Source organism: Paraperlucidibaca sp. (assembly GCF_982810325.1).
This window is the reverse complement of sequence record NZ_CEYEMI010000014.1, coordinates 33749-58760: the sequence shown is the minus strand read 5'-3', so window position 1 is coordinate 58760 and position 25012 is coordinate 33749. Positions and strand designations below refer to the sequence as shown.

Annotated in this window: 24 protein-coding genes; 10 read left to right on the top strand and 14 right to left on the bottom strand. The window is 52.5% G+C overall.

The features are described from left to right. On the top strand, positions 1–607 hold a 607-nt coding region (locus tag AC3DKE_RS06770; protein WP_487990256.1), incomplete at its 5' end, for a thermonuclease family protein. Positions 608–675: 68 nt separating this feature from the next. Here AC3DKE_RS06770 and AC3DKE_RS06765 read toward each other — a convergent pair. Further along, positions 676–1668, bottom strand: coding sequence for a putative solute-binding protein (locus AC3DKE_RS06765; protein ID WP_411729924.1), 993 nt, complete (start codon positions 1666–1668; stop codon positions 676–678). 123 nt (positions 1669–1791) lie between these two features. Between AC3DKE_RS06765 and AC3DKE_RS06760 the strand changes: the two genes are divergently transcribed. Beyond that, complete coding sequence (locus tag AC3DKE_RS06760; RefSeq protein ID WP_340674481.1) at positions 1792–2763, top strand: glutathione S-transferase family protein; 972 nt, start codon at positions 1792–1794, stop codon at positions 2761–2763. Between the two features lie 67 nt (positions 2764–2830). Here the strand turns inward: AC3DKE_RS06760 and AC3DKE_RS06755 are convergent, their stop codons facing one another. Further along, positions 2831–3232: a hypothetical protein gene (locus AC3DKE_RS06755; RefSeq protein ID WP_340674482.1), complete on the bottom strand. Its 402-nt coding sequence runs from the start codon at positions 3230–3232 to the stop codon at positions 2831–2833. Between the two features lie 245 nt (positions 3233–3477). Next, positions 3478–4002 carry an inorganic diphosphatase gene (gene ppa / locus AC3DKE_RS06750; protein WP_340674483.1) on the bottom strand — a complete coding sequence of 175 codons (525 nt, stop codon included), beginning with the start codon at positions 4000–4002 and terminating at the stop codon, positions 3478–3480. A gap of 150 nt (positions 4003–4152) precedes the next feature. Between ppa and AC3DKE_RS06745 the strand changes: the two genes are divergently transcribed. Further along, on the top strand, positions 4153–5958 hold the full coding sequence (locus AC3DKE_RS06745; RefSeq protein ID WP_487990254.1) for a monovalent cation:proton antiporter-2 (CPA2) family protein: 1806 nt from the start codon (positions 4153–4155) through the stop codon (positions 5956–5958). On the opposite strand, the gene AC3DKE_RS06740 is transcribed toward AC3DKE_RS06745, so the two are convergent. Next, positions 5951–7123 (bottom strand): type III PLP-dependent enzyme, encoded by a 1173-nt coding sequence (locus tag AC3DKE_RS06740; protein ID WP_340674485.1) that lies wholly within the window; start codon positions 7121–7123, stop codon positions 5951–5953. The two genes, AC3DKE_RS06745 and AC3DKE_RS06740, sit on opposite strands and share 8 nt — an antisense overlap. Before the next feature lie 255 nt (positions 7124–7378). Then, entirely contained in the window at positions 7379–8050 is a 672-nt protein-coding gene (locus AC3DKE_RS06735; protein ID WP_340674486.1) for a C40 family peptidase, read from the bottom strand. Positions 8051–8200: 150 nt separating this feature from the next. Here AC3DKE_RS06735 and ppnP point away from each other — a divergent pair, with 150 nt between their 5' ends. After that, positions 8201–8512 carry a pyrimidine/purine nucleoside phosphorylase gene (gene ppnP / locus AC3DKE_RS06730; RefSeq protein WP_411729927.1) on the top strand — a complete coding sequence of 104 codons (312 nt, stop codon included), beginning with the start codon at positions 8201–8203 and terminating at the stop codon, positions 8510–8512. Positions 8513–8520: 8 nt separating this feature from the next. Continuing rightward, positions 8521–9261, top strand: a complete 741-nt coding sequence (locus AC3DKE_RS06725) for a TerC family protein (RefSeq protein ID WP_379072302.1) — start codon at positions 8521–8523, stop codon at positions 9259–9261. Positions 9262–9264: 3 nt separating this feature from the next. Here AC3DKE_RS06725 and crcB read toward each other — a convergent pair whose 3' ends face one another. From crcB to AC3DKE_RS06710, 3 genes are read right to left on the bottom strand one after another with little or no spacing between them, the layout of a single operon-like run. Beyond that, on the bottom strand, positions 9265–9648 hold the full coding sequence (gene crcB / locus AC3DKE_RS06720) for a fluoride efflux transporter CrcB (RefSeq protein ID WP_340674489.1): 384 nt from the start codon (positions 9646–9648) through the stop codon (positions 9265–9267). Then, positions 9645–11063: a UDP-N-acetylmuramate:L-alanyl-gamma-D-glutamyl-meso-diaminopimelate ligase gene (gene mpl, locus AC3DKE_RS06715; protein WP_487990253.1), complete on the bottom strand. Its 1419-nt coding sequence runs from the start codon at positions 11061–11063 to the stop codon at positions 9645–9647. The genes crcB and mpl overlap by 4 nt, the downstream gene beginning before the upstream one ends. Before the next feature lie 3 nt (positions 11064–11066). After that, positions 11067–11639, bottom strand: coding sequence for a hypothetical protein (locus AC3DKE_RS06710; protein WP_340674491.1), 573 nt, complete (start codon positions 11637–11639; stop codon positions 11067–11069). A 130-nt stretch (positions 11640–11769) separates the two neighbouring features. On the opposite strand from AC3DKE_RS06710, the gene AC3DKE_RS06705 reads away from it, so the two are divergent. The 4 genes from AC3DKE_RS06705 to AC3DKE_RS06690 all read left to right on the top strand — a co-directional run bounded on the left by AC3DKE_RS06705 (position 11770) and on the right by AC3DKE_RS06690 (position 15051). Further along, complete coding sequence (locus AC3DKE_RS06705; RefSeq protein WP_340674492.1) at positions 11770–11955, top strand: hypothetical protein; 186 nt, start codon at positions 11770–11772, stop codon at positions 11953–11955. Between the two features lie 33 nt (positions 11956–11988). Further along, positions 11989–12507 carry a 5-(carboxyamino)imidazole ribonucleotide mutase gene (purE, locus tag AC3DKE_RS06700; protein ID WP_379072290.1) on the top strand — a complete coding sequence of 173 codons (519 nt, stop codon included), beginning with the start codon at positions 11989–11991 and terminating at the stop codon, positions 12505–12507. Next, on the top strand, positions 12504–13628 hold the full coding sequence (locus AC3DKE_RS06695; RefSeq protein WP_340674494.1) for a 5-(carboxyamino)imidazole ribonucleotide synthase: 1125 nt from the start codon (positions 12504–12506) through the stop codon (positions 13626–13628). The genes purE and AC3DKE_RS06695 overlap by 4 nt, the downstream gene beginning before the upstream one ends. A gap of 85 nt (positions 13629–13713) precedes the next feature. Next, the gene (locus tag AC3DKE_RS06690; protein WP_379072287.1) at positions 13714–15051 is read left to right on the top strand and encodes an ABC1 kinase family protein; all 1338 of its coding nucleotides are present in this window, start codon (positions 13714–13716) and stop codon (positions 15049–15051) included. A 59-nt stretch (positions 15052–15110) separates the two neighbouring features. Here the strand turns inward: AC3DKE_RS06690 and gspD are convergent, their stop codons facing one another. From gspD to AC3DKE_RS06665, 5 genes are all read right to left on the bottom strand, one after another. After that, entirely contained in the window at positions 15111–17768 is a 2658-nt protein-coding gene (gene gspD, locus AC3DKE_RS06685) for a type II secretion system secretin GspD (RefSeq protein WP_487990251.1), read from the bottom strand. Between the two features lie 5 nt (positions 17769–17773). After that, the gene (locus tag AC3DKE_RS06680; protein ID WP_340674994.1) at positions 17774–18598 is read right to left on the bottom strand and encodes a type II secretion system protein N; all 825 of its coding nucleotides are present in this window, start codon (positions 18596–18598) and stop codon (positions 17774–17776) included. Positions 18599–18664: 66 nt separating this feature from the next. Continuing rightward, positions 18665–19372 carry a hypothetical protein gene (locus tag AC3DKE_RS06675; protein WP_340674995.1) on the bottom strand — a complete coding sequence of 236 codons (708 nt, stop codon included), beginning with the start codon at positions 19370–19372 and terminating at the stop codon, positions 18665–18667. Positions 19373–19559: 187 nt separating this feature from the next. Next, positions 19560–20081 (bottom strand): single-stranded DNA-binding protein, encoded by a 522-nt coding sequence (gene ssb, locus AC3DKE_RS06670; RefSeq protein ID WP_340674996.1) that lies wholly within the window; start codon positions 20079–20081, stop codon positions 19560–19562. Between the two features lie 63 nt (positions 20082–20144). After that, positions 20145–21548: an MFS transporter gene (locus AC3DKE_RS06665; protein WP_379072273.1), complete on the bottom strand. Its 1404-nt coding sequence runs from the start codon at positions 21546–21548 to the stop codon at positions 20145–20147. A 162-nt stretch (positions 21549–21710) separates the two neighbouring features. Between AC3DKE_RS06665 and uvrA the strand changes: the two genes are divergently transcribed. Beyond that, positions 21711–24536 (top strand): excinuclease ABC subunit UvrA, encoded by a 2826-nt coding sequence (uvrA, locus tag AC3DKE_RS06660; RefSeq protein WP_379072270.1) that lies wholly within the window; start codon positions 21711–21713, stop codon positions 24534–24536. A gap of 87 nt (positions 24537–24623) precedes the next feature. On the opposite strand, the gene rplQ is transcribed toward uvrA, so the two are convergent. After that, a complete protein-coding gene (rplQ, locus tag AC3DKE_RS06655) occupies positions 24624–25010 on the bottom strand; it encodes a 50S ribosomal protein L17 (RefSeq protein WP_340674999.1) in 387 nt (128 codons plus the stop codon). Between the last annotated feature and the right edge of the window lie 2 nt (positions 25011–25012).

The window sequence follows — 25012 nt, the reverse complement described above, 5'->3', positions numbered from 1 at the left end:
CAGCTGTAGCCACCATATCGCCGTCATGGCACGCTCAAAACCAGCCTTAGTGCTGGTTTTTTGCTTTCTGGGATTACTGTTTATGCACGCTCGTTGGCTGGCACTACTACTTCCGCTTTTGCTGACATTGCCAGCATGTGGCGAAGCTAAGTCTACGTATAGCGCCGAGACGGCTGCTCAGCCCGCCGGTCGCGTCATCAAAGTAGCCGATGGCGATACGGTGACCATTCTCACTGCAGACACGCAAAAACAGCGCATACGCCTAGCTGAAATCGACACCCCTGAGCGCGGCCAGCCCTGGGGTAATAATGCCAAACGTGCTTTGTCTTCAATGGTTTATGGCCGCGATATTAGCTTGAAAGTACTCGACATTGATCGCTACGGCCGCGTAGTGGCCACGGTCTATGTCGATGGTTTAGATGTGAATGCCGAATTAGTGCGCCAAGGCCATGCTTGGGTGTATCGCCAATACTTGAAACGACCCGAACTAATACAGATCGAAGATGATGCCCGCGCCAATCATCGTGGCTTATGGGCATTGCCAGAGTCTGAGCGCATGCCGCCTTGGCAATGGCGCAAGCTCAAGCGAGAACAGCACAAGCAGTAAACACATAAAGTACGCAATAAAAAGCCCACGATGTGGGCTTTTTATTTCAACTAACTATGCCGAACAACTTACTCAACGTTATTGGCACACTCAGCAGCAGCTGCATCAAACTTGCAGCGAACCTTTTTCAATAAGTTCAACATCTTCTTATCGTAGAAGCCCTCTTTGGTCATTTGCACACGTGCCTCAGTCATCATCAACGTGTACTTGGCCTTGTCTTCAGCCGTGAGGTCTAGCCAGTATTTTTCAGCAATACCGTCCTCAGCCTGCTGAATGGTGCGCTGCGCGGTATCAAGCTGCGTCAAAATATATTTACGTGACTTGGCACCAAAGCCAGCAGGGAAACGATCGGGGCGGATGATCAAGTTGCCAGTCAGCTGTACTAATGGGAAACGATAAATCGCACCTTTTGTGCCCAAGCCTTTGTACATTTCGAATGGTTTAAACGCGATACCTGGCGCCACCACGATATCAACCTGACCATTGTTAAATTTGGTGGTGAAGTTGGTGATGTCGGAAGCAACTGGCTGTGCGCCAAGTTGTTGCACCATGCGCGCTTGTGATTTATCGAAATCTAAAACGGCAATTTTCTTACCAGCAGCTTTTTCAATCGAATTGATCGCACGGTCACGCACAAAAACATAGGCTGCGCCCAATGGGAAGATACCCACTACTTCATATTGGCCAACCACCATGGATTTTTCGCTAGCCGGAGAGGCTAGGACTTGCAGCACAGTGCGCAAGTGGTCGTATGAAGGCACGGCACCTATGGAGTCAATACTGCCGACATAGGCGTTGTATTGGCGACCACGCAGGCCTGTAATGCCAACGCCGTCGCACTGACCAGCCTTGAAGTCTTCCGCGGCTACGCGCTCGTCGGTATATGCCTTCAGCTCAATTTTGGCACCCCATTGTTTCGCCGCTAAGGCGTAATCCTTAGCTAGTGCGTAAGCAGCGCCTTGCGCGCCAATAGGGTCATACATACATAAGGTCTGGGCTTGGGCCTGCGCAGCAGTACTAAGTGAAAGCGCAGCCACCGAGGCCAGCATTATTTTCTTCATAATAATCTTCCTGATTTTATTGTTATCAGCTCATCTCACGAGTCGCATGGACCTAGCCTATTCCATAGACGAGCAAAACCCCATAGCCTTAGGCCTACCGATTGTCTGAATATAGGCGGATGTATGTATCAACTGTTTGGCATTGACGTGTCGCCCTACTCAGTAAAAGTGCGGGCACTACTTCGTTATAAAAACCTGCCGTATGAGTGGTTGGTGCGCAATAAAGACAATGAACCGGCCTTTCGCGAAAAAGCTAAGCTGCCGATCATTCCATTGCTAGTCACGCCAGCTGGCGACAGCCTGCAAGACTCCACGCCAATCATGAATTTTCTTGAGCAAGCGCATCCTAGCCCTAGCGCCCAACTTTCCGACCCAGCGCTGAATTTTCTTGCCTACGCGCTCGAAGAAGCCGCAGATGAATGGCTTATTAAGGCCATGTTTCATTACCGGTGGAATTATGAAGCCGATCGCATAGATGCATCACGTCGCATCGCGATTGCCAGCCTTGGGCCAGACCAAGACCCAACTGCCTATGCTGAAAAAATAGCGGCTTTTTTGATGACGCGGCGCGAACCTTTGGGCTGCACTAGCGATAATGCTGAGGCCATTGAGGCTCAGTTAGATGAGACGGCGCTCCGACTTGACCAACATCTAGGCGAGCATCGCTTTATTTTTGGCGACGCGATCTCCTTTGCCGACTTCGGCCTTGCCTGCATTTTTTATGAGCTGCTCACTGATCCAACACCGCGTGCGCGCTTAGCTAAATTGAAAAATATTCATCGCTGGGTTGATTCGGTAATGGCTGGCGCAGATAACCATGTTGGCGATAACACGCCATGGTCGAAACTAGCCTCAACTCTGACGCCGCTTTTAGACCACTTGCTGCTGCACACTTACTTGCCATGGGCTCGCGCTAATGCTGCTAACGGCGAGACCTTTACAACTCATATTCAAGGCCATGAGTTTACCCAGCCGGCACAGAAATATCCCGCCAAATCGTGGCAGGTACTTTTGCAACGCTGGCAGGCACTGAGCAATGAAGAACGCGCAAGCGCCAACAGTCATCTCAACGGTCTAGATGAGGCAATGGCTTAATTTTAGACAAAAAAAGGGGCGACTTACGTCGCCCCAAAAAGGGTATTACCATTCAGAACACGCGGGCTTACGCAGCGCGCTTTTCACCTTTAGCAACTAACTCGTTGAACAGCTTTTGCACGTCGGCCAGCAGTTTGTCGAGTTCAGCTTTGGCATCAACAGAAGCCAACTTACCTTTCAATTCCAGTGCTTTAGCTTTCAGCTCTTCAGTTTTTGCTTTCACATCAACCGATTGCAGTTTGTCAGCTTCAGCTTTAACGTCGATAGCAACTAGCTTTTCTTTCACTTCTAGTGCTTTTGCTTTCAGCTCTTCAGCTTTAGCATTGAAGTCGATAGCTTGTAGCTTTTCGCCTTCGCTTTTCAGCACTTCGATTAAGCCCAAGCCGGCCATTGCGACTTGACGACCAGCATCTTTAACACGCACTAAAACGTCTTGCTGTTCGGTAACGATATTTTTGAGTTCGCCCATGATAAATCTCCTATTTCACACGATGGTTGGTAGTGGAGATCTATGCCTTGCTTGCGCCGGCCGATCTCCTTGGTAGCCATCATAGGGAAGTGCCTAGAAAATGAACGCAAATATTGTCGGACAATCTTACCACTATAGCGAATAATTTGTGACTCATTGTTCACAAAAAAGCCCGTCACTGGCCAAACACCATGTGACGGGCTTTTGTTGACCAAGCGCTTAACGCTCAGCCATGCAAGCGAAGCTTATTTAGCAGCAGCTAGCGACTTCATGATCTCAGCACGGGCGGCATCAGCATTTTCCCAGCCCATGATTTTCACCCACTTACCAGCTTCTAAATCTTTGTAATGGGTAAAGAAATGCTCGATCTGGCGCAGTAAAAGCTCAGGCAGATCACTGTGCTCTTTCACTTCTTTATAAAGTGGTGACAACTTGTCGTGCGGCACAGCGATCAATTTCGCATCGATGCCCGACTCATCTTCCATCATCAGCATGCCTACTGGGCGAGCACGAATAACAGCGCCTGGCACGACGGGATGTGGAGTCACGACCAATACATCTAGCGGATCGCCATCTTCCGATAGCGTGTTAGGAATATAGCCGTAGTTCGCTGGGTAAAACATTGCGGTGCCGATAAAGCGGTCGACAAATAGCGCATCTGCGTCTTTATCGATCTCATATTTGATGGGCGCGTAATTGGCAGGGATCTCAATGACGACGTAGATATCATTGGGCAAGTCTTTACCAGCGGGGATTTGGGCGTAGCTCATAGCAGGCGGTCTCGAATGGGCGAAAAACGTGCGTATTATAGCCCGCTTACAGCACTTTCGTGCAGCCTTCGCCGACCGCTCAGACGATTTGCGCAGTGACAGTGGTCTAATATGGTAAAAAGATAATAGTTTTTTGAACTTAGGGTCGCCATGCACGCAGCGTCATCAATTATCTGGCTTCTCGCCGCCGCACTTATCATCGTGCCACTTTCACGCCGACTAGGCCTGCCCTCGGTTATCGGCTATATGATCGCTGGCATGCTCATCGGCCCGCATATTATCGGCATCATTCATGACACCAACGGCGTCATAGAAATTGCTGATTTCGGCATCGCCATGCTGCTGTTTTTGATCGGCATTGAGCTTGAGCCCAGTCGACTCTGGGTTTTACGGCGCTCGGTATTTGGCCTTGGCAGCGCACAAGTGCTGCTCACCGGCAGCGCTATCGCGCTGGTTTGCTGGCTGATGGGCCTAAGCCCGATAGTTAGCGCAGTCATTGGTGCCGGCCTGGCCATGTCTTCAACGGCGTTTGCCCTGCAGTTACTCGCTGAAAAAAACCAACTCAGCGCCCAACACGGCCGCCAAGCCTTTGCTATTTTGCTGTTTCAAGACATGGCAGTAATCCCTCTGCTCGCTATCATTCCCATGCTTTCTGGTGATGCTGCCGAGATGATTAACAGCCCTCAGCTAGTGCCTGTTGTCGCGGTATTTTCTGCGCTGTTTTTCGCCAGCCGATTTCTGGTCCGGCCCATCTTTCGCTTCATTGCAAATAGCGAAACGCCCGAGCTATTCACCGGCATGGGCCTATTCATCATCGTAGGCATGACGTGGCTGATGACCGAAATCCACTTATCGGCATCGTTAGGTGCATTTGTTGCCGGCGTTTTACTCGCCGATAGCGAATACCGTCATGAATTAGAGGCTCAAATCCAGCCATTCAAAGGCCTGCTGCTTGGGCTCTTCTTCATGACGGTTGGCATGACAGCCAACCTGCCATTGCTGGGCCGAGAGGCGGCCGTCATTGTGCTCGGTGCCGCAGCATTAGTTCTGCTCAAGGGTGCCATTCTTTGGCTCTTGGCTAGACTCAATGGCAGCGACAACAAAGCCGCAGTTCGTCTTGCCGTCACACTGCCGCAGGGCGGCGAGTTTGCCTTTATTGTTTTCACTACTGCCGTAACAGCCGGTCTGCTCGACCGACACCTGGGTGAAATGCTAGTGCTTGCGGTCACGCTCTCCATGGCCATGACGCCAATCGGCTTCTTGCTTTTGGAGCACGTACTTGAGCCCCGATGGGGAGTGCAACAAGAGCGTAGCTACGATGAAGTGCCCAATGACAATAAACATGAAGTCCTAATTGCTGGCTTTGGCCGCGTTGGACAAATTGTTGCGCGTGTACTGCGCCTGCATCACATCCCATTTGTTGCTTTAGAAAGTAACGCTCGGCAAGTCGACTTCGTGCGTCTATTTGGCAATAAAGTCTATTACGGCCGCCCAGATTCACACGCACTACTACTTGCCGCGGGAGCAGCCAAAGCCAAAGTTATTGTGCTCGCCATTGATGACGTAGATGAGTCTGTGCATACCGCCAAGCTGATACGCCGCCACTTCCCCAATACGCCCATTTATGCTCGCGCACGCGACCGCATGCACTCTTACCGCCTGATGGATATTGGCGTTAACTTGATACATCGAGAGACTTTTGCCAGCAGCTTGGAGCTTGCTAGTGATGTCTTGCAAGAGATTGGCTTTAGTGAGGGCGATGCCAAGGCTGGCGTGAAGCGCTTTCGTGAGTACGATGAGGATTTGCTGCTACGCCAGCAAGCCATCTACCAAAATGAAGCCGAGCTGGTCGCCAGTGCGAAACAGTCGATACGGGAGCTAGAAGAGCTTTTTGCTAGCGATGCGCGCGCCGCCAAACGGCGCAACACATCGGAGCAAAATGACGAAGCTACTTAACGTAGTAAGTCTGCAGAGGTGGGAAGCCGTTGAACTCAACCGAACTGTATGAGTTGGTGTAAGCGCCCGTGGTCAGCCAATACAGGCGATCACGCGGAGCCAAGCTCATGGGCAGATGATAGCCAACATTTTCGTACATGATGTCGGTGGAGTCGCAAGTTGGACCCGCCAGCACTACGCTACCTTCTTTGTTGTCGCTCTCATCCATTTTTTCAGTGTAGATGGGGTATTTGATCGACTCGCCCATGGTTTCCATCAGACCTTGGAAAAGACCGACATCGGTATACACCCAGCGCTTTAAGTCGGTACGCGACTTACGCGAGATCAGCACCACTTCCGAAACCAGCACACCAGACTCACCGACCAGTGAACGGCCTGGTTCAAGGATGATTTCTGGAGCTTCATCGCCGTAGTCATCATGCAAATAGCGCAGGATTTCTTGCGCATAGATATTGATCGGGTTGACCTCGGAAATATAGTTAGCAGGGAAGCCGCCGCCCATATTGATCATTTTCAACTCGAGGCCTTCTTCGAACTTCATCCAGTCGAACATATACTTCACTTTCGACAACGCGGCATCCCAGACTGCGATGTCTTTTTGCTGCGAGCCGACATGGAAGGAAATGCCGTAAGGGATCAAGCCTTGGTTTTTCGCTTGCACTAACAAGTCGATCGCCATATCAGGGTGGCAACCAAACTTACGCGACAATGGCCATTCGGCGGTCTCACCACCTTCTACCAAGATGCGCACAAAAATTTTCGAGCCCGGAGCGTACTCAGCAATGTTCTGCAAATCGGCTTTCGAGTCGGTAGCAAATAAGCGAATGCCTTGCTCATAGGCCCACTTTACGTGTGCGGCTTTTTTGATGGTGTTGCCGTAGCTAACGCGGTCAGGCGATACGCCCGAGTCCAACACTTTGCTGAGCTCAAACATCGAGGCACAGTCAAAGTTAGAACCTAGGTCGCGCAGCAGATCGATCACTGGCTGGCCCGGGTTAGCTTTCAGTGCGTAATGCACTTTGGCTTTCGGGAAGCAGTTGGTCAGCTCTTCATACTTCTGTTTGATGATGTCGAGGTCGACGACCAGAAACGGAGTCTCTTTATCGTCGGCTACTTTTTTAATTTTTGCCCATTCAGCATCGGTGCAATAGTCAGATAAACGCATAACAAACCTTCCTTCAGTTTGAGAGTAGAAAAAAGCCCTTAGACGCCGGCTTTGGCTAGATTAAAAGGCTGCTCCAAGCGTCAGGTTGCTGCGTGGCACGTGGCTGGTTCGCCCTGGCACTGACGCCGCGAAGGTTAAAGGCAAAAGATGACACAATCAAGAATGCAGAGCCTTACAAATTTGCTTTAGCAGACTCCGTCAACATTAACGTTGAGCGCTCGGCAATAGTTTTACATAGGCGCGTTATTGAACAAACTAGACTGTTAATAGACAGGTGGGCGATAAGCCGCCGCGCAATAGTGGCACACCTCTCTCACAACCAAAGTCGCGAGGGACGTAGTGGTGAGCCGGGCGATCTTCCGGAAGTAATGACCAGCGGCGATAAACCTCAGCGACGAGCTCGCTACAAAACCCGCCTCGGCGGAACGACAGCGCCTCTTCTCCGCGCACCCAAGCACTGATGTGTTGGCGAATGAAGTTGCGATAGGGCTTAGCTCTCCACTCATCAATAAGTGACTCTAAATGCGCTCGAGCCTGCGCATCCGTTTGCACATGCTGAAGGCGGCGCACCGCCACTAAGCCTTGATAGCTTGCGATACGATCATCTAATGCAACTAATTGAACGCCATCGAAAGGCTTTCCTTCGGTAATGTCATGCACCTTGCTTGCCAACGTTGCCTCCCACAGCAAAGGCGTTTGCGGCATTTCCGGCAAACGCACAACGAGACCGACGTGTGACCATCTACTACCAGTCAAACCACGCACTAGACGTGCCGCAAAGCTTCGCCCAGAAAACAATATTAAATCACCTGTTTTAAGCTGATCACGCATCTGCACATAGGGCTTGTTGGGGAGCATGACAGGGTCTTGAGTGGCGGCCTGCCATGAGAAATTTACTGCATTAGGCTTCTCTTTGGTTTTTTTCATGCGAACAGTCTGCTGCTCTAGCATGACAGTGACTAGATAGTCCAACGACAACAAGATTAAGTTTTTATGACTATTTAGTAACAGGCCTTTGCGCCTTCTCTGCGAGGCCCTAGAATCCGCACAACTAATCGTTCTGCGCCGGAGCAGCCCATGAGTCAGTTTGACAACGTCACTGTAATGAAAAAAGCCAATGTCTATTTTGATGGCCGCTGTGTCAGTCATGCCATTATTTTGGCCGATGGCACGCGTAAAACCTTAGGTGTGATTTTGCCCTCAACGCTTACCTTCACCACACAAGCAGCTGAGATCATGGAAATCACCGCCGGCCATTGCCGAGTTCTACTCGCTGGCTCAGATACTTGGACTGATTATCGCGGCGGCAGCTCGTTTGATGTGCCCGCGAACTCCAGTTTTGAAATCGAAACTCTCGAAACCCTAGACTATATCTGCCACTTTGCCTGAGAACCGCTATGTTTGAATGGATTGCTGACCCGCAAGCTTGGATCACCCTTGCCACACTCAGTCTCTTAGAGATTGTGCTGGGCATCGACAATATTATTTTCCTGACCATTTTGGTCAATAAAGTCGCGCCTGAAAAACGCCAAGCAGCTCGTGTTTTTGGCTTAGGCTTGGCTATGGTCTCGCGTATTGCGCTGCTACTGTCAATCACGTGGGTTATGCGTCTTACCGAGCCATTGGTGACACTCGCTGGCATTGCGATCACTGGGCGCGACTTGATCTTAATTGGCGGTGGCTTATTCCTACTCTGGAAATCGGCAACTGAGATTTTCGATACCGTTGAAGGTGAGTCAGCGCATGTTCAAGTGACGAACGCAGCCTCGGCAGCTGGCGCCAGCTTCTTCGCCATCATTGTGCAAATTGCCATTATTGATATCGTGTTCTCGCTCGACTCTGTCATCACGGCTGTCGGCTTGGCAGACGATGTCAGCATCATGGTGATCGCCATTGTCTTGTCGGTAATTGTGATGATGTTTGCCGCTAAACCTATTGGCGAGTTTGTTGACCATCACCCATCCATCAAGGTGTTGGCATTAGCATTCTTGGTTTTGGTTGGCACCATGCTCATCGCCGAAGGCTTTGGCCAGCACATGCCTAAAGGCTATATCTACGGCGCAATGGCATTCTCGGTAATGGTTGAGATGCTCAACATCCGCATGCGTAAGCGTCGCACGCCTAAAAGTGAGGCTTAAGCGCTAAGCTCGCAAGGCACTAACGCTGGCCATCCCCGCCAGCGTTAGTGCAATCGAGCCCAGAACATGCAAGCTAATGTGCGACAGTGCCGGCAACCAGAGCTGACGCTGCAATAAGCTCACCGCCTCCAGCGAAAACGTAGAAAATGTCGTTAGGCCGCCTAACAGGCCGGTCATCAAGAGCAAGCGTGTGGTGTCTGAAACGCCAGGGTGCGCGCTAAATAACGCCGCTAAAATGCCAATGGCATAAGCACCAATCCAGTTTGCTAGTAATGTGCCAGCGGGCAGGGTTGGCCATAGTGCGTTAAAGCCCATGCCTAACATCCAACGCAATAAAGCACCGATGGCCGCCCCTACCGCTACGGCAAGTGCCGCCAATAGCGTCATGCGCTGGCTCCATGCTTGCCAGGGCCGTGCTCACCGCCAGCTCGCGCCTGAAGCGCCGCTAGCAAGCGCTGATGAATGCCGCCAAAGCCACCATTGCTCATCACCACAATGGCGTCCCCCACTTTTGCCTCACGGCTCACTCTCGCAATAATCGCATCCAGATCTGTCGCCAAACTGGCTCGCCCATTGCTGGCAGCTACTACGTCGGCCAAATCCCAATCCATGCCCGGTGGCTGATACCAAATGACCTGATCGGCAGGCGCTGACGACTGCGCTAAATGCACCTTGTGAGCGCCCAAACGCATGGTGTTAGAACGCGGCTCAATGATCGCCCAAATACGTGCCGCCCCTTGGCGTTCACGCAGACCATCGAGCGTGCTGCGGATGGCCGTGGGGTGATGCGCAAAGTCATCATAAAGCGCAATGCCGTCGGGCGTGCCGAGCAGCTCCATGCGACGCTTCACGCCAGGGAACTGCGATAGCGCCTCAGCAGCCTTAGCCACACTGACGCCGACATGTTCAGCGCTAGCAATCGCCGCCATGCCATTGCGCACATTGTGCAGGCCAGTCAGAGGCCAACGCACTTCGGCGGCGCGTTGGCCGTTGTGCCAGATGGCGAATGCCGAACCATCGGCTTCGAGTAATTCGGCCTGCCAAATTGGCGCTCCTTTTTCACTCGAATGACCAATGGCCATGGTTTGCGTCGGCGTCCAACAGCCCATAGCAATGACTTCATGCAGCGCCGGCTCATCCTGTGGAAATAAAATGCGGCCGCCGCCAGGAATAGTCCGAACTAAATGGTGAAACTGCTTTTGAATGGCTGCGAGGTCATCAAAAATATCGGCGTGATCGAATTCAAGATTATTCAGCACCGCCGTGCGTGGCGCGTAATGAACAAACTTCGAGCGCTTATCGAAAAAGGCTGAATCGTATTCGTCAGCCTCCACCACAAAATAACGCCCGCCACCCAGCTGCGCGCTGGCCTCAAAGCCCTGCGGCACACCGCCAATCAAAAAGCCTGGAGCTAGACCAGCTTGCTCCAACACCCACGCCACCATGGTCGTCGTAGTGGTTTTGCCATGCGTGCCCGCGATGCCGATTACATGCCGGCCTTGCAGTACGTGCTGTGCCAACCATGCTGGCCCCGAGGTATAGGGAATACCTTGCTCTAGCACATACTCCACAGCCTCGATGCCGCGCTTCAAGGCGTTACCAATAATCACTAGATCAGGCGCGGGCTGCAGATGCTCAGCTTTATAGCCTTCCATCAGCGTGATGCCCTGAGCCTGCAGCTGTGTGCTCATTGGCGGATACACGGCAGTATCACTGCCGCTGACTTCATGGCCCAGCGCTTTCGCCAACACCGCCAGCGAGCCCATAAACGTGCCGCAAATGCCTAAAATATGAATGTGCATGGATTACGGCTCCGGCGTCATAGCAGGGGTTGCGGGCTCAGCGACAGGCGCTTCGGGCATTGGCAGCATGTCGGGAAATAGCGCAACGGCGACGACCATAACCAGCAAAATCGGCACCATGGCCTGCAAGATGCCGCGTAGGCGTGAGACTGCCAATGTTTGCGCATAAACATGGCCACGCACATTCAAGCTCCACAAAGTCATCGCGATCTGCAAAATCGCCGCAACGCCAAGCAGCACATCGCCGCCTTGCAGGACGATCAACGCGATTGGCACCGCCAGCGCAGATATCCATGTATCTATCAGTACCAATGCTGAGTAGCTCTGCACCCAGCGATTTTGCCAACCGCGGCGCTGCAAGCAAAAAGCCAGCCATAGCGCTTCAGCCGCGAGTGCCATCGCAGAAAGTTGCAATACCGGCTTATCCATCTCGCTGCCGGCCAAGGCCTGTATGCCAAAGCTAAGTGCTAGGTTTAGCAACACTAGCGGAAGAATTAATCGTGGCGCATACGGCAGCGCTTCTGGCCCGACACGGAAGGTCAGCAAAGGCCAGCCCATCGACAAAACAGCTTTCATGAGTCACCTTAAAAATGGTTAGCGCTTAGATTCTCGCAAAGTGGCGTGAGCACGTCATCTATTGTTCCATGTCTATTCGCACGAAGCCCTGTAAAGTTGACTATCAGTACGATTATTGGAGAGCTTTACCGTGACTAGATCCGATGCCCCAGAGCCTACCGTAGCGCAAAACGCCTCGCTTGAGCGATCGATGCCTGCGCGTGAGCCTATGCCGACTAGCTTCAAGCCATTCTGGCGATTTTTAGGCTTATTGTTTTTACTAACACTGTGCATCGGCGGCGCTTCCGCGATCATCGGGCTTGCCCTGTCTGACTGATTCCTCGACAATTCGCGATCTCCGATATTTAGGATGGCCATTATGACCGCCACCACGCACGCGCCACTCGTTGGCATCATTATGGGCTCACAATCTGATTGGTCGACGATGGAGCACGCCGCGAATACGCTGCGCGATCTAGGCGTCTCCTTTGAGGCCGAAGTTGTCTCTGCACATCGCACGCCCGACAAGCTTTTCAGCTATGCCGAAGCTGCCGCTGGCCGCGGCATTCAAGTCATCATTGCCGGTGCCGGTGGCGCAGCGCATTTGCCCGGCATGTGTGCCGCCAAAACGGTACTGCCAGTGCTCGGTGTGCCAGTGCAATCGCAAGCGCTTAATGGCCTAGACTCGTTGCTTTCAATCGTGCAAATGCCTGGCGGCGTGCCCGTCGGCACCATGGCCATCGGCAAAGCCGGCGCTATTAACGCCGCGCTGTTAGCGACACAAATTTTAGCGCTACATGACGCAAAACTGCTGACGGCCATCGAAGCCTTCCGCGAGCGCCAAACCGACACTGTTCTGGCCAACCCCATCCCCGGAGTAAAAGCATGAGCTTGCGCATCGGCGTGCTCGGTGGTGGCCAACTTGGCCGCATGATGGCCCTCGCCGGCTACCCACTGAACTTGTCATTTAGCTTCTATGATCGTGCTGAGAACTGCCCATCGGCAGTGCTTGGACAGCGCTTTGGAGACAACGACTATAGCGCCGAGAGCCTGCAAGCCTTTATCGACTCCGCCGATGTTTTCACTTATGAGTTTGAAAATATCCCGACGGCATGGGTCGAAGCTATTGCTGCGCAGAAGCCAGTTTTCCCTGGCGTAAAGTCCTTGGCTGTGTCGCAAAATCGGCTCAATGAAAAACAGCTTTTTAATGAGCTAAAAATTCCCTCCGCGCGTTATCACGAGATTCGAGCTGAAGCCGATCTTAGTGCTGCGGTTGCCGAATTAGGCTTGCCATTGGTCGTGAAAACTGTGACTGACGGCTACGATGGCAAAGGTCAATTCCTCTTGCGCGAAGCCGAGCAAATTAGCTTGTGCTGGCAGCAACTCGGTGGCTCAGTGCCGCTAATTGCCGAAGAATTTGTACAGTTTCGCCGTGAGCTTTCCATCATTGCCGTGCGTGCTCAGGATGGCCAAACGCAATTTTATCCGCTCGCTGAAAACCACCATCATCGCGGCATTTTGAGTCACTCAATAGTGCCCGCGCCGCACTTAGATGAAAACACACAGCTCACCGCCGAGCGCTATATTTCCTCGATTTTGCAATCGCTTAATCACGTTGGCGTGCTCACGCTAGAATTGTTTGAAACGCGCCATGGCTTAGTCGCGAATGAAACTGCGCCGCGCGTGCACAACTCTGGGCATTGGAGCATCGAAGGCGCGCATTGCTCACAGTTTGAAAACCATGTTCGCGCTGTCGCAGGCTTGCCGCTTGGTTGCACGCGCGCCGAAAAGCCCTGCGCCATGCTCAATATTATTGGAGAGCATCCAGACAGTGCTGGCATCCTTAGCGTGACCGACGCGCACCTGCATCTTTATGGCAAAACTGAGCGCGCCGACCGCAAACTCGGCCATATCACCGTGCTCGCCGACTCCTATCCCGAGCTTTCGGGCCGCATGCTGAAACTTGCCGATATGCTGCCAAACCCCATGTCCCTGCACTTATCCCGCTAACACGTGGCGAGCGCCCACTTGCCCACTCGCGGCAACTAACGCAATAGCCTAAGCTCAGCCCTCAGCCTGAGCTTAGGAGGCCATTATGGCCAAAACTCCATCCGCTAAAAAAGGCTCACGCTTACTCAGCCTCGCTGGCATGACCGCGCGCATCGGTGGCGATGTTGCTCGTGATCGCTGGCAACGCCTATGGCAAAAAGACATCGACCGCAGCGCTGCAGACGCCGAGCTTTATACGCGCATAGGCAAAGAAATCGCTGGCACACTCGGCTCGATGAAAGGTGCGGTGATGAAGGTCGGGCAAATCATTTCGCAATACCGCGATGTCTTGCCGCCAGAACTGATTGAGGCCTTAAGCAGCCTGCAAAACCAAGCCCCGCCTCGGCCTTTCAATGAAATCGAGGCCCGGCTGATTGAGGCTTTTGGTAGCGACTGGCGCCAACACTTCAGTCATTTCGATGAAACTGCTTTAGCTAGCGCATCGATTGCTCAAGTGCATCGCGCACGCACGCTAGATGGCCGTGAGGTCGTGGTGAAGGTGCAGTATCCCGATGTTGATGCCAGCATCAAGGCCGATCTTGGTCAGCTGCGCATGGCCTTTAAAATCGCCCGAGTGCTACCGGTCAAAGGCGATCTACTCGATGCTATATTTGAAGAAATTCGCCAAAGCCTAAACGACGAGCTCGATTATTTTCTCGAAGCTTCTACGCTGCAGCGCTTCCGCGAGTTTCACAGTGATGATGCTCAAGTTATCGTTCCCGAAGTGCTAGTGGAACTCAGCACACGCCGAGTACTAACGCTGATCTACGAGCCTGGCGACCATTTCGCTCAACTCGACGAGCGCTATGATCAAGCGATACGAAACATCTTGGGCGAGCGCCTATTTCGCACCATCGCCCGCCAGCTTTTTGTGCTGAAAACTGTGCATTGCGACCCGCATCCTGGCAACTTTGCCGCTCGCCCCGATGGCAGTGTGGTGATTTACGATTTCGGCTCAGTGAAAACCATGAGTCACGCTGGTGTGCAGCGCTATGCTGCCATCACTCAAGCCGCTTTTGCTGGCGATGCGCAGCTACTCGAACAAGGCCTGATTGCTATGGGCGCGCGCAATACCGAGCATACACCGCACTTGGGCAGTGATTTTTACGCGCCATGGATACGCTTAGCTCAAGCCAGTATCGACAATAAACTGGTGAAATATGCAGAGTTTCCGCTCGCAGAAATTGCCATGAAGCTAAGCCGCGAAGCGCTGCCACAATGGCGAGCATTTCAGCCGGTGCCTGAGCAAGTCATGATCAATCGTGCTATCGGTGGGCATTACTGGAATTTGCGCGAGATTCGCGCTGAGCTTGCCATGCGGCCATTTGCGGAGAAATTAGTGGCCGAAGCATTGGCTGGTGAGGCGCCGGTCTTGAAACAATAACAGCGTCACAAAGCTAGGCAGCTTTGCATCAGTGCCTAGCTTTGTTAGGGAGCTAAACCTCACTCATCGATGTAATAAACATTACCGCTTTTAGTGCGAATCTCACGCTTGCCGCTTGTGCTCTCAGCTGGCTCTGCGGCGGGAGCTGACGCCGAAGATGCCGGGGCAACGTAAGGCTTAGCAGACGGCGCTGGCACAAACTCAGCTCGTGGCGCAGGCGCCGCAGGAGCATTTGTTGGAGCCGGCGAGGTATCACCTAATGGCCTGTAGACATTGCCACTTTTCGTGCGAATTTCACGTGGCGGCTCAAAGCTATTGCTCGATGACGCAGGTGATGCAGCAGCTGGTGCACGTTCAAAACGCGGCTCTGTGGGTTCTGAAAGCACAGGGTCGCGATCTGATACAAATGGACGTGCTTGCGTTGCTGGTGGCACCATCGGCGGCTGATATGCCCGAGTCTGCGAGGCTGCAGGAGCAGACTTTACGGGAGCCGGTACGCGCTGAATCACCGTTGCATTGTTGGGCATCGGCGTCGACTCAATTGGCTCGGCAAGATCAGCGCTATATACCGAAGGCTCTTCCAGCGCAGCACGAGGCGACGCGGGAATGGTGCGAATTGCTGGCTCTTTCACCACTGGCGCAATAACTGGCGCTGGCTTCGCTGCTGGTGCAGGAATTGGCACTAATGTTGGCGCATCCGCATCCTTTTTATCGCCATCGCGCTGAGTGCCACCTTGATAAATATCTTGGATATTTGGTGGTAGCTTGGTTAAGCGACCATCGGCATCTAAGCCTAAGTCAACGCGACGCACGGCACCGTATTGACGCTGCGAAATAGTTGCGGCCTGTATGCTGCTGCGAACGATCGTCGGCTGCAGGAACACTAATAGATTACGCTTGGTGCGAGTGTCGCTGGTTGAGCGGAACAGAAAGCCAATGCCTGGGATATCGCCCAAATATGGCACTTTGCTAACCGACTTGGTCACGTCATCCTGCACCAAGCCACCGAGCACAATGGTTTGGCCATCGTCAGCTAGAATCGACGTCTCGATTGAGCGCTTATTGGTAATAATATCTGAGGAATTAATACCATCTACCGAAGGCACGACCGATGACACCTCCTGCTGGACATCTAAACGTATGGTGCCGCCATCGGTAATGGTCGGCGTCACTTTCAGTGTGATACCAACGTCTTGGCGCTCAATCGTAGTGAATGGGTTGCTAACGCCCGAGCCGCTGGTGCCGGTCGAGCCAGTAATAAACGGAACGTTTTGACCAACCACGATTTTCGCTTCTTGGTTATCCAGCGTCATGATACTTGGTGTCGACAGCAAGTTAGCATCCGTTACCGAGCTCAATGCTTGGATGAGCGCACCATAAAATGAGCGATCGCCATTGGAATTGGTTTTCGACGTACCCAAACCAAACGCGGCGCCATTACCTAGGCCGGCCTGAGTGAAGTCATTTGTTGCAAAGGCGGTTGCCAAGCTTGTTACGCTAGCACCCGCATTATTAAAGTTGACCAAACCAACGCCAGCCTGCGGGTTGCCTGCAGCCCACTGCACGCCAAGCTGCTCAGCGTTACTACCAGAGACTTCAACAATAGCAGCCTGAATTAGCACCTGCGCACGACGCTTATCTAGGTCATCAAGCACTGACTCAATTTGGCGCAACTGTGTCGGCTTGGCTCGAACGATCAGTGCATTTTGCGTCTCATCGGCAATCAGACTAGCGCCTTCTACGGTGATGGTCGTCGTTGATGCACCGCCGCGAGGTGAACTGCTGCTGTCACTGCCGCTGCTGCCAGAGGCTGTTGACACGGTCGAGGAAGATGAAGATTTTTTGCTATCGGTAGTCAGTACGCCTTTCAACACCTCAGCCACTTGGCGCGCGCTAGCGAACTTCAAGCGATAGACCTTCACTTGGTCATCATTCATGTCTGGTGCGGAGTCTAGACTCTGAATAACCGCACGCACGCGGTCACGCAGGGCGCGATCACCACGAACCAGCAAGCGATTGGTGCGCTCGTCTACCACTAAGCGTACTTTGCCAGACTGGCCGCCATTTTTCATAACAGCCGGCGCGCCAGACTCCATGGTTTCAAGAATATTGAGCAGATCAGATGCCTTACCATTTTTGACGGGGATGATCTCAATTGCATCGTCTTTTTCGCCATCATCTAAGTCACGAATAATCGCAACCATGGCTTCGACGTTGCTAGCACGATCGGAAATCACCAAGGCGTTATTGCCCGGCACTGAGGCCATGTGGGCAAACTGCGGCATCATGGGACGAAGGGCCGCCAGCAATTCGGTGGCATTAGCCTGCTGCAAGATCACCACTCGAGTGACTAGCTCTTCGCCATCGCGATAGCTACCGCTATCAACACGAATGCCTGATTGACGAGCATTGGTATCTGGCAAAATCTTCACCACCGGCCCGCTAGGCACGGCAGCAAAACCATTGATGCTCAAAACACTTTGAAATAACTCGTAGAGCTCGCTGGCCGACATTTCGCGAGTGGAGATCACCGTGACATTGCCTTTAAGGCGCGGATCAACCACAAAGTTTTTGCCGGTAATCTCAGCCATCTCGCTAACGAGTGCAGAAATATCGGCATCCTTCAGGTTGATCTTCCAAGTTTTTTCGGCAAAGGCCGCATGGCTGGTGACCAACATCATGCACAAGGCGAGTGTTTTAAAGACGGGTTTTTTCATAGGGCTTAGAGCCTTTGTTCTAACGTGAGTGTCTGAGTGCCGCGCTGTACTTCGACACGCGCGTTACCGGATTCTTGTAATTGGCCAAGGACTTTCTGGTCGGCCTCAACATCTTTGCCAACAGTTTGGCCATTGATGCTGACAACACGATCGCCAGGCTTTAAGCCAAAGCGAGTCAGCATTTCTTTTGGCGCCGTGATGCTAACAATATAGCCCTGAGATGTGCGGCGCATACCCATCTGACGCAAAGCCGTCATTGGTGAGTTAGCTAAGCGCTCGGCCAAATTGCTCAACACGTTGCGCGCTTGCGCGGCTCGTGCCACGGCTGCATTCGGCACTACTGCTGCCGTGGTAGCGCCAGTTTGGCTAGGCAGATCGAAGCGCAAAATCTCTTCGCGACCAGCGCGGAGCAAAACCACGGTGCTATCTTCGATACGATCAATTTTAGCGCCACCAGGCACTTCGTCACCGGGGCGATATATTTCAGGGCTACCCTTACCGCGCTCGGATATAAATGCGCGCGACAACTCTGCATTCTGGCTCTCTAAGAGGCCATCAAGGCGAAGCTGTAAAGTGGTGTCAGCCACCGCTGATTGTGCCGCTTCTTGCTCACCGAACATTGTGCCAATGCGCCGAGCATCGACCGTTGGCGGCACGCGCAAAGACAGCGACAAATCTGGCGCCACCAAAGGCGCTGATACGCCGGAAAAAATCAGCCATACATACTTCGCCAACAACCACGCTAGCCATACCGCAGCAATGACGATAATCACAGTGGCTGGATGCTGTGTACGGCGCTGCTCCCAGAGCTGCGTAAAGCGATCACGCATGTTCTAGGCCCTCATTTATGGCTAGCTCAATAGTGTCGGCATCATGCCACAGTGAATAGGCCGCCGTCATAATGGCTCAGCCACAGTCAAAACAATCAGGTCGGGACTATTGGTGCTGCTATAAGTCGGCTTTAAGCGCAGCAAACGATCACGAATCTGCCATTGAATGCGATTGTCATGAGTCAGTGTCAGCGTCGCCAAGGCCATATTGCCCTCGCGTTGGCGTAAATCGCCGACCAAGTTACCGTCTTTGATAGTCCAATTAAGCGCCGAGCTCGGCAGGTTAATTTCCTGCACTTGGCCCTGCAAATTTAAACGCAGCATGCCGCCAGCTGTTAGTAGCGAACCTTCGGCCTGAGTCCAATAACCATCGCTAGAGCGAGCAATTACTAAGGATGGACTTTTCCAGGCAGGGATAGCTGTACCAGGACCTAAGAAAACACTTTGACCGGCAGGCAAGCGCAAATCAGTCAAATCCATTTGCCAGCCTAAGGGGCTTTTCGATGCCGCTAGCACCGCATCAAAAGGTCCGGCAACGCTGGCATTGGCGCTTAAGCGCAAGCGTAAGACTTCCGCGGCTCGCCATTGCCAAGTAATGAAGAATGGCTTTTGGCTATAGGCACCCAGCATTTGACCGTTAAACAACGTGCCGCCCCAATTACTGACGCCAATAGTGGGCTGCATTAGAGGCGCAAGCAGGCGAGCGGGCGCGTGATATAGGACTGAAAAGCCAAATACCAAGAGCAATAGACAAACGAAGGCAAAACGCTTCAAAGAGACCTCAACAGACATCGCGGTCTTGCTGTCATCTAGCAGAGCAAATAACAAACAAGACGTAACTCTTATAGTGGCGACATCATAGCGTGAAATTTCCCACTTTGCCGCACTCTACGATGCCCTGTTACAAAAACGAACGCCCCGTCAAAGGGGCGTCGATTCACTTACGAAGCGCGGGAAAGCGCTAGAACGGGATGTCGTCATCGAAATCTTCCATTGCTGCCGGCGCGGCGGCTCGCGGCGGCGCAGACGGGCTTGGGCGCGGCGACGATGGCCGAGCTGCTGGAGCCTTGGCTTGCGACGAACCACCACCATCATAGTCATCATACGATGGTGCATTACCATCATCTGAGCTCGATGAATTGCCGCCCTTGCCATCTAGCATTTGCATAGCCATCGCTTTAATTTCGGTTGCGTACTTGTCTTGGCCTGTCGCCTTGTCCTGCCACTTGCGTGTGTGCAGACTGCCTTCTAGATAAACCTTAGAGCCCTTGCGCAAGTACTCGCCAGCAATTTCAGCTAAACGCCCGTAAAAAACCACACGATGCCATTCAGTTTGCTCTTGCATAGCGCCGGTATTTTTATCTTTCCAAGCCTCACTAGTAGCGACAGTGATATTGGCCACGGCACCACCTGACGGCAAATAACGTACCTCGGGATCGCGCCCTAAATTACCCACCAAAATGACCTTATTTACACCACGCATGGCTCTCTCCTAAACGCTATTTTGTTAAAACTAATGTAGACCAGTGACCTAGGCTTCGCCACCTTATGTGGCAATTATTCTTACTGGCCATGGCGTCAGCGATTCTGGCTGCCAGTGCAGCTTATCAACTTTCAAATAAATCAGCGCATCATCGGGAAGCACGACAAGCTCCTCTACGCCAGCAAGCGCACGAATATCCGACAATGCTTGTTCGCTCAGTAACTGCCCTATACCTGGACTTGCCTCGCCAACCTGGCCACGACCCTCACCCTCTGGCTGCAGTATTACGCTATGCAAATAGGCTGGCTGTGCCATGGAGTAGGCACGCCATAGCCAAAACATCGTCGCGACTGCCAGTACTAAGAATAGTCCGCCGCCCTGCTGCCATTGATGCAACGCTCCGCCGGTAACGCCACCCAAAAATGCACCTAAAAACTGCGATGTACTGTAAATACCCATCGCCGTACCTTTGCCGCCAGCGGGGCTGATTTTGCTCACCAACGACGGAAGTAGTGCTTCAAGCAGATTAAATGCGAAGAAAAATAGCGCCACCGAAATAATGAGAGCAACCAGTCCTTTATGTGCAAATGCCAAGGCAATCATGGCGACAAATAACAGCACCACGGCACTCAAATAAACCTCCCGCATGCGGTGCTTTTTCTCAGCAATAATCACCGCAGGGATCAGCGCAATAAAAGCAATCAACATCACCGGCAAATACAGCCAGCCGTGCTGACTCACGGGCAATCCCGCCGCAACTAGTAATGGTGGCAACGACACAAAGCAAGCAGTCATCACCAAGTGCAGTGTAAAAATACCTATATTTAATCGACGCAACTCAGGTACTGCGAGCATTTCACGCAAATGCGTCATGTAGTGTGGCGGCAGCTGGCGCTGGGCTTGACGAGCACGCGGCACCCGCCAAACACAGAGCAGCATGGCGGCAACACCCATGATAGTGGTTACCCAAAACAGCCCAGACAAGCCAAAAATATCGGCTACCCAAGGCCCTAATACAAAGGCAATGGCGAAGGAAATACCAATACTCATGCCCACTACCGCCATCGCGCGCGTACGATGCTCATCACGCACCAAGTCCGACAGTAGCGCCATCACTACAGCTGAAATTGCGCCTGCGCCTTGCAAAAATCGGCCAATAATGACCCACCAAATACTCGTCGCTTGCGCCGCCACAGCGCCGCCAATGACAAACAGTAATAAGCCGATGAGGATGAGCTTTTTTCGGTCGAAACGGTCAGCCCATAAACCGAAGGGAATTTGCAGCATCAGCTGTGCTAGCCCGTAACTACCGACAGCAAGACCTATCAATAGTGGTGTTGCGCCATCTAGCGAGGCGCCATATACCGAAAACACCGGCAAGATCATGAAAAGACCGACCATGCGCAGTGAGAAAATCGTGGCTAGTGAGAATACGGCGTGACGCTCACCGGTGGTCATTGCGGACATATTGGTCTGACAACGAAAATCTGGGGGCATGATTCTAGCACTGACTTGCTCGCGGCACAGTGCTGGATTTTTATCTTGTCTAGCATTTGATCTAGCGCATTAGCCTGCGGATGGGCGCCGCTTTTGCGTATACTGGAACATTGATTTTTTCTAGGCTTCAGCATGAATAGCATTAAGGTACGTGGCGCACGTACGCACAACCTGAAAAATATTGATGTCGACATCCCTCGCGATAAATTCGTCGTCATCACAGGGCTGTCTGGCTCAGGCAAATCTTCACTCGCTTTCGATACGCTTTACGCTGAGGGCCAGCGTCGCTATGTCGAGTCACTTTCGGCCTATGCACGGCAATTTTTATCGCTCATGGAGAAGCCCGACGTTGATCATATCGAAGGCTTATCGCCGGCCATTTCGATCGAGCAAAAATCAACGTCACACAATCCTCGCTCAACGGTCGGCACCATTACCGAGATTCACGACTACCTGCGCCTATTATTTGCCCGCGCAGGCACGCCACGCTGCCCAGAGCATAATGTTGAGCTAGCAGCACAAACGGTCAGCCAAATGGTTGATCACGTGCTTGAGATACCTGAAGGCACTGCGCTCATGCTCTTAGCGCCGATCGTGCGTGAGCGTAAAGGCGAGCACTTGCATGTCTTTGATAAGCTCCGTGCTGAAGGTTTTGTTCGCGCTCGCATCAACGGCATCGTTGTCGATCTTGATGAAGCTCCAGCGCTAGATAAACAGAAAAAGCACAATATTGAAGTCGTGGTTGACCGCTTTAAAGTGCGAGCCGATCTGCAGTTACGGCTGGCAGAATCGTTCGAGACCGCCCTGCGCATTGCTGATGGTGTCGCCTGGGTTGTGCCGATGAACGAAGACGGCGCTGAGATGGTGTTCTCTGCACGCTTTAGTTGTGCTCATTGTGGCTACGCCATTGCCGAGTTAGAGCCGCGCCTATTTTCATTCAACAACCCAGCCGGCGCCTGCCAAAGCTGCGATGGCCTTGGCGTTAAGCAATACTTCGATGAGCGTCGCTTGATTGCGCACCCTGAGCTTTCTCTATCGCAAGGTGCTATTCGCGGTTGGGATAGGCGCAATTTTTATTATTACGCCATGCTCGAATCACTTGCTGAGCATTATCAGTTCAGTCTCGATACGCCGTGGGAAGAGCTCAACGCGAAGATTAAAAAATCACTATTAAGTGGCTCAGACAAAGAAGACATTAACTTCACATACCTTGGCGATCGTGGTCGGCAAGTACAACGCGCCCACCCCTTTGAAGGCATTCTCACTAACCTTGAACGACGCTATCGCGAAACCGACTCTGCAAGCGTCCGCGAAGACCTGTCCCAGTTCCTTAATTCAGCATCCTGTAGCGACTGCGAAGGCTCACGACTGCGCCTAGAGTCTCGGCATGTCTTTGTTGGCGAAACTAACTTGCCAATGGTTTCGCGCCTGCCTATCGCCAAAGCCAATGCCTATTTTCACGATCTGAAATTGCCGGGTGCAAAAGGCCAAATCGCCGAGAAGATACTTAAAGAAATTCGCGACCGCCTGCAATTCTTGGTCAATGTCGGCCTAGACTACTTAAGCCTTAATCGCTCGGCCGATACGCTGTCTGGCGGTGAAGCTCAGCGCATTCGCTTAGCGTCACAGATCGGTGCAGGCTTAGTCGGCGTCATGTATGTGCTCGATGAGCCATCGATTGGTCTGCATCAGCGAGACAACGAGCGCCTACTTAGCACGCTTATCCATCTTCGTGACCTCGGTAATAGCGTATTAGTGGTTGAGCATGACGAAGACGCCATTCGTGCGGCCGACTTTGTAATTGATATTGGCCCAGGCGCAGGTGCACATGGCGGGCAAATCATCGCCAGCGGCAACGTCGACGACATCATCAACTGCACCGAGTCGGTGACTGGCGACTACTTATCTGGTCGCCGTCGCATCGAAATACCCGCTAAGCGTCACACACCGGATGCTCAAGCACAGCTCCGCATCGTAGGTGCGCGTGGCAATAACCTAAAAAACGTAACTGCCGCCATTCCACTCGGTCTTATGACTTGCATCACAGGCGTGTCCGGATCTGGCAAATCAACGTTGATCAACGGCACACTATTTCCAATTGCTGCTACCAAACTCAACGGTGCTGGCGAACGAAACCCAGCGGAACATGATGCGATTGAAGGCATAGAGCTGCTCGACAAAGTCGTCGATATCGATCAAAGCCCTATTGGCAGAACTCCGCGCTCTAATCCAGCGACGTATACCGGCCTGTTCACGCCGATTCGTGAGCTATTTGCCGGCACACAGGAAGCTCGCTCACGCGGCTATGGCCCCGGTCGATTCTCATTTAACGTCAAGGGTGGGCGCTGCGAGGCCTGCCAAGGTGATGGTGTCATTAAGGTCGAAATGCATTTTCTACCGGATGTCTATGTATCCTGCGATACCTGCAAAGGCCTGCGGTATAACCGCGAAACACTAGATGTCCGCTACAAAAATAAAACCATTACCGAAGTCTTAGGCATGACGGTAGAGGTCGCGCGCGAGTTCTTCGACGCCATCCCAGCGCTAGCACGAAAGCTACAGACACTGATTGATGTCGGACTCTCTTACATCACGCTTGGCCAAGCCGCGACCACACTATCTGGCGGCGAAGCTCAGCGGGTGAAGTTAGCGCGGGAGTTATCTAAGCGTGACACTGGACGCACACTGTACATTCTTGATGAGCCCACTACCGGCCTGCATTTTTACGATATAGAACAGCTACTTGGCGTCTTGCATCGCCTGCGCGATGCCGGCAACACCGTCGTTGTGATTGAGCACAATCTAGATGTCATTAAAACTGCTGACTGGGTTTTAGATCTTGGCCCTGAGGGTGGCGACGGTGGTGGCATGATCATTGCCGAGGGCACGCCAGAGGATGTCGCCAATAACTCCGCATCGCATACAGGACGCTTTTTGAAGCCACTGCTGAGCTTATAAGCCAGCAGTAGTTTTAATGGCAATTCTCAGACACAAAAAAGCCAGCGTTAGCTGGCTTTTTTGAATCACACATCCAAAACTTAATGCTTATTCAGCATCAGTCGCTGGACCTGCGATAGCACGATCAACGAGCTCAACATAGGCCATTGGTGCGTTGTCGCCTGGACGGTTGCCAGCTTTCAATACACGCAAATAACCACCGTTACGCTCTTTATAACGTGGACCAAGAACGGTGAACAATTTGCCAACCATTTGCTTCGAGCGAGTGCGGGCAAATGCCAAGCGGCGATTAGCCACTGTGTCATTTTTGGCCAGCGTGATCAGAGGCTCTGCCACGCGACGCAGTTCTTTTGCTTTAGGCAAGGTTGTGCGAATCAGCTCATGCTCAAACAGCGACACAGCCATGTTTTGGAACATAGCATTACGGTGTGCGCTGGTACGGCCGAGTTTTACATTACTATTACGATGACGCATGG

Coding starts and splice junctions, on each gene's coding strand:
- AC3DKE_RS06765 (WP_411729924.1), bottom strand. CDS start 1,668: ATGAAGAAAATAATGCTGGCCTCGGTGGCTGCGCTTTCACTTAGTACT.
- AC3DKE_RS06760 (WP_340674481.1), top strand. CDS start 1,792: ATGTATCAACTGTTTGGCATTGACGTGTCGCCCTACTCAGTAAAAGTG.
- AC3DKE_RS06755 (WP_340674482.1), bottom strand. CDS start 3,232: ATGGGCGAACTCAAAAATATCGTTACCGAACAGCAAGACGTTTTAGTG.
- ppa (WP_340674483.1), bottom strand. CDS start 4,002: ATGAGCTACGCCCAAATCCCCGCTGGTAAAGACTTGCCCAATGATATC.
- AC3DKE_RS06745 (WP_487990254.1), top strand. CDS start 4,153: ATGCACGCAGCGTCATCAATTATCTGGCTTCTCGCCGCCGCACTTATC.
- AC3DKE_RS06740 (WP_340674485.1), bottom strand. CDS start 7,123: ATGCGTTTATCTGACTATTGCACCGATGCTGAATGGGCAAAAATTAAA.
- AC3DKE_RS06735 (WP_340674486.1), bottom strand. CDS start 8,050: ATGAAAAAAACCAAAGAGAAGCCTAATGCAGTAAATTTCTCATGGCAG.
- ppnP (WP_411729927.1), top strand. CDS start 8,201: ATGAGTCAGTTTGACAACGTCACTGTAATGAAAAAAGCCAATGTCTAT.
- AC3DKE_RS06725 (WP_379072302.1), top strand. CDS start 8,521: ATGTTTGAATGGATTGCTGACCCGCAAGCTTGGATCACCCTTGCCACA.
- crcB (WP_340674489.1), bottom strand. CDS start 9,648: ATGACGCTATTGGCGGCACTTGCCGTAGCGGTAGGGGCGGCCATCGGT.
- mpl (WP_487990253.1), bottom strand. CDS start 11,063: ATGCACATTCATATTTTAGGCATTTGCGGCACGTTTATGGGCTCGCTG.
- AC3DKE_RS06710 (WP_340674491.1), bottom strand. CDS start 11,639: ATGAAAGCTGTTTTGTCGATGGGCTGGCCTTTGCTGACCTTCCGTGTC.
- purE (WP_379072290.1), top strand. CDS start 11,989: ATGGCCATTATGACCGCCACCACGCACGCGCCACTCGTTGGCATCATT.
- AC3DKE_RS06695 (WP_340674494.1), top strand. CDS start 12,504: ATGAGCTTGCGCATCGGCGTGCTCGGTGGTGGCCAACTTGGCCGCATG.
- AC3DKE_RS06690 (WP_379072287.1), top strand. CDS start 13,714: ATGGCCAAAACTCCATCCGCTAAAAAAGGCTCACGCTTACTCAGCCTC.
- gspD (WP_487990251.1), bottom strand. CDS start 17,768: ATGAAAAAACCCGTCTTTAAAACACTCGCCTTGTGCATGATGTTGGTC.
- AC3DKE_RS06680 (WP_340674994.1), bottom strand. CDS start 18,598: ATGCGTGATCGCTTTACGCAGCTCTGGGAGCAGCGCCGTACACAGCAT.
- ssb (WP_340674996.1), bottom strand. CDS start 20,081: ATGCGTGGTGTAAATAAGGTCATTTTGGTGGGTAATTTAGGGCGCGAT.
- AC3DKE_RS06665 (WP_379072273.1), bottom strand. CDS start 21,548: ATGTCCGCAATGACCACCGGTGAGCGTCACGCCGTATTCTCACTAGCC.
- uvrA (WP_379072270.1), top strand. CDS start 21,711: ATGAATAGCATTAAGGTACGTGGCGCACGTACGCACAACCTGAAAAAT.
- rplQ (WP_340674999.1), bottom strand. CDS start 25,010: ATGCGTCATCGTAATAGTAATGTAAAACTCGGCCGTACCAGCGCACAC.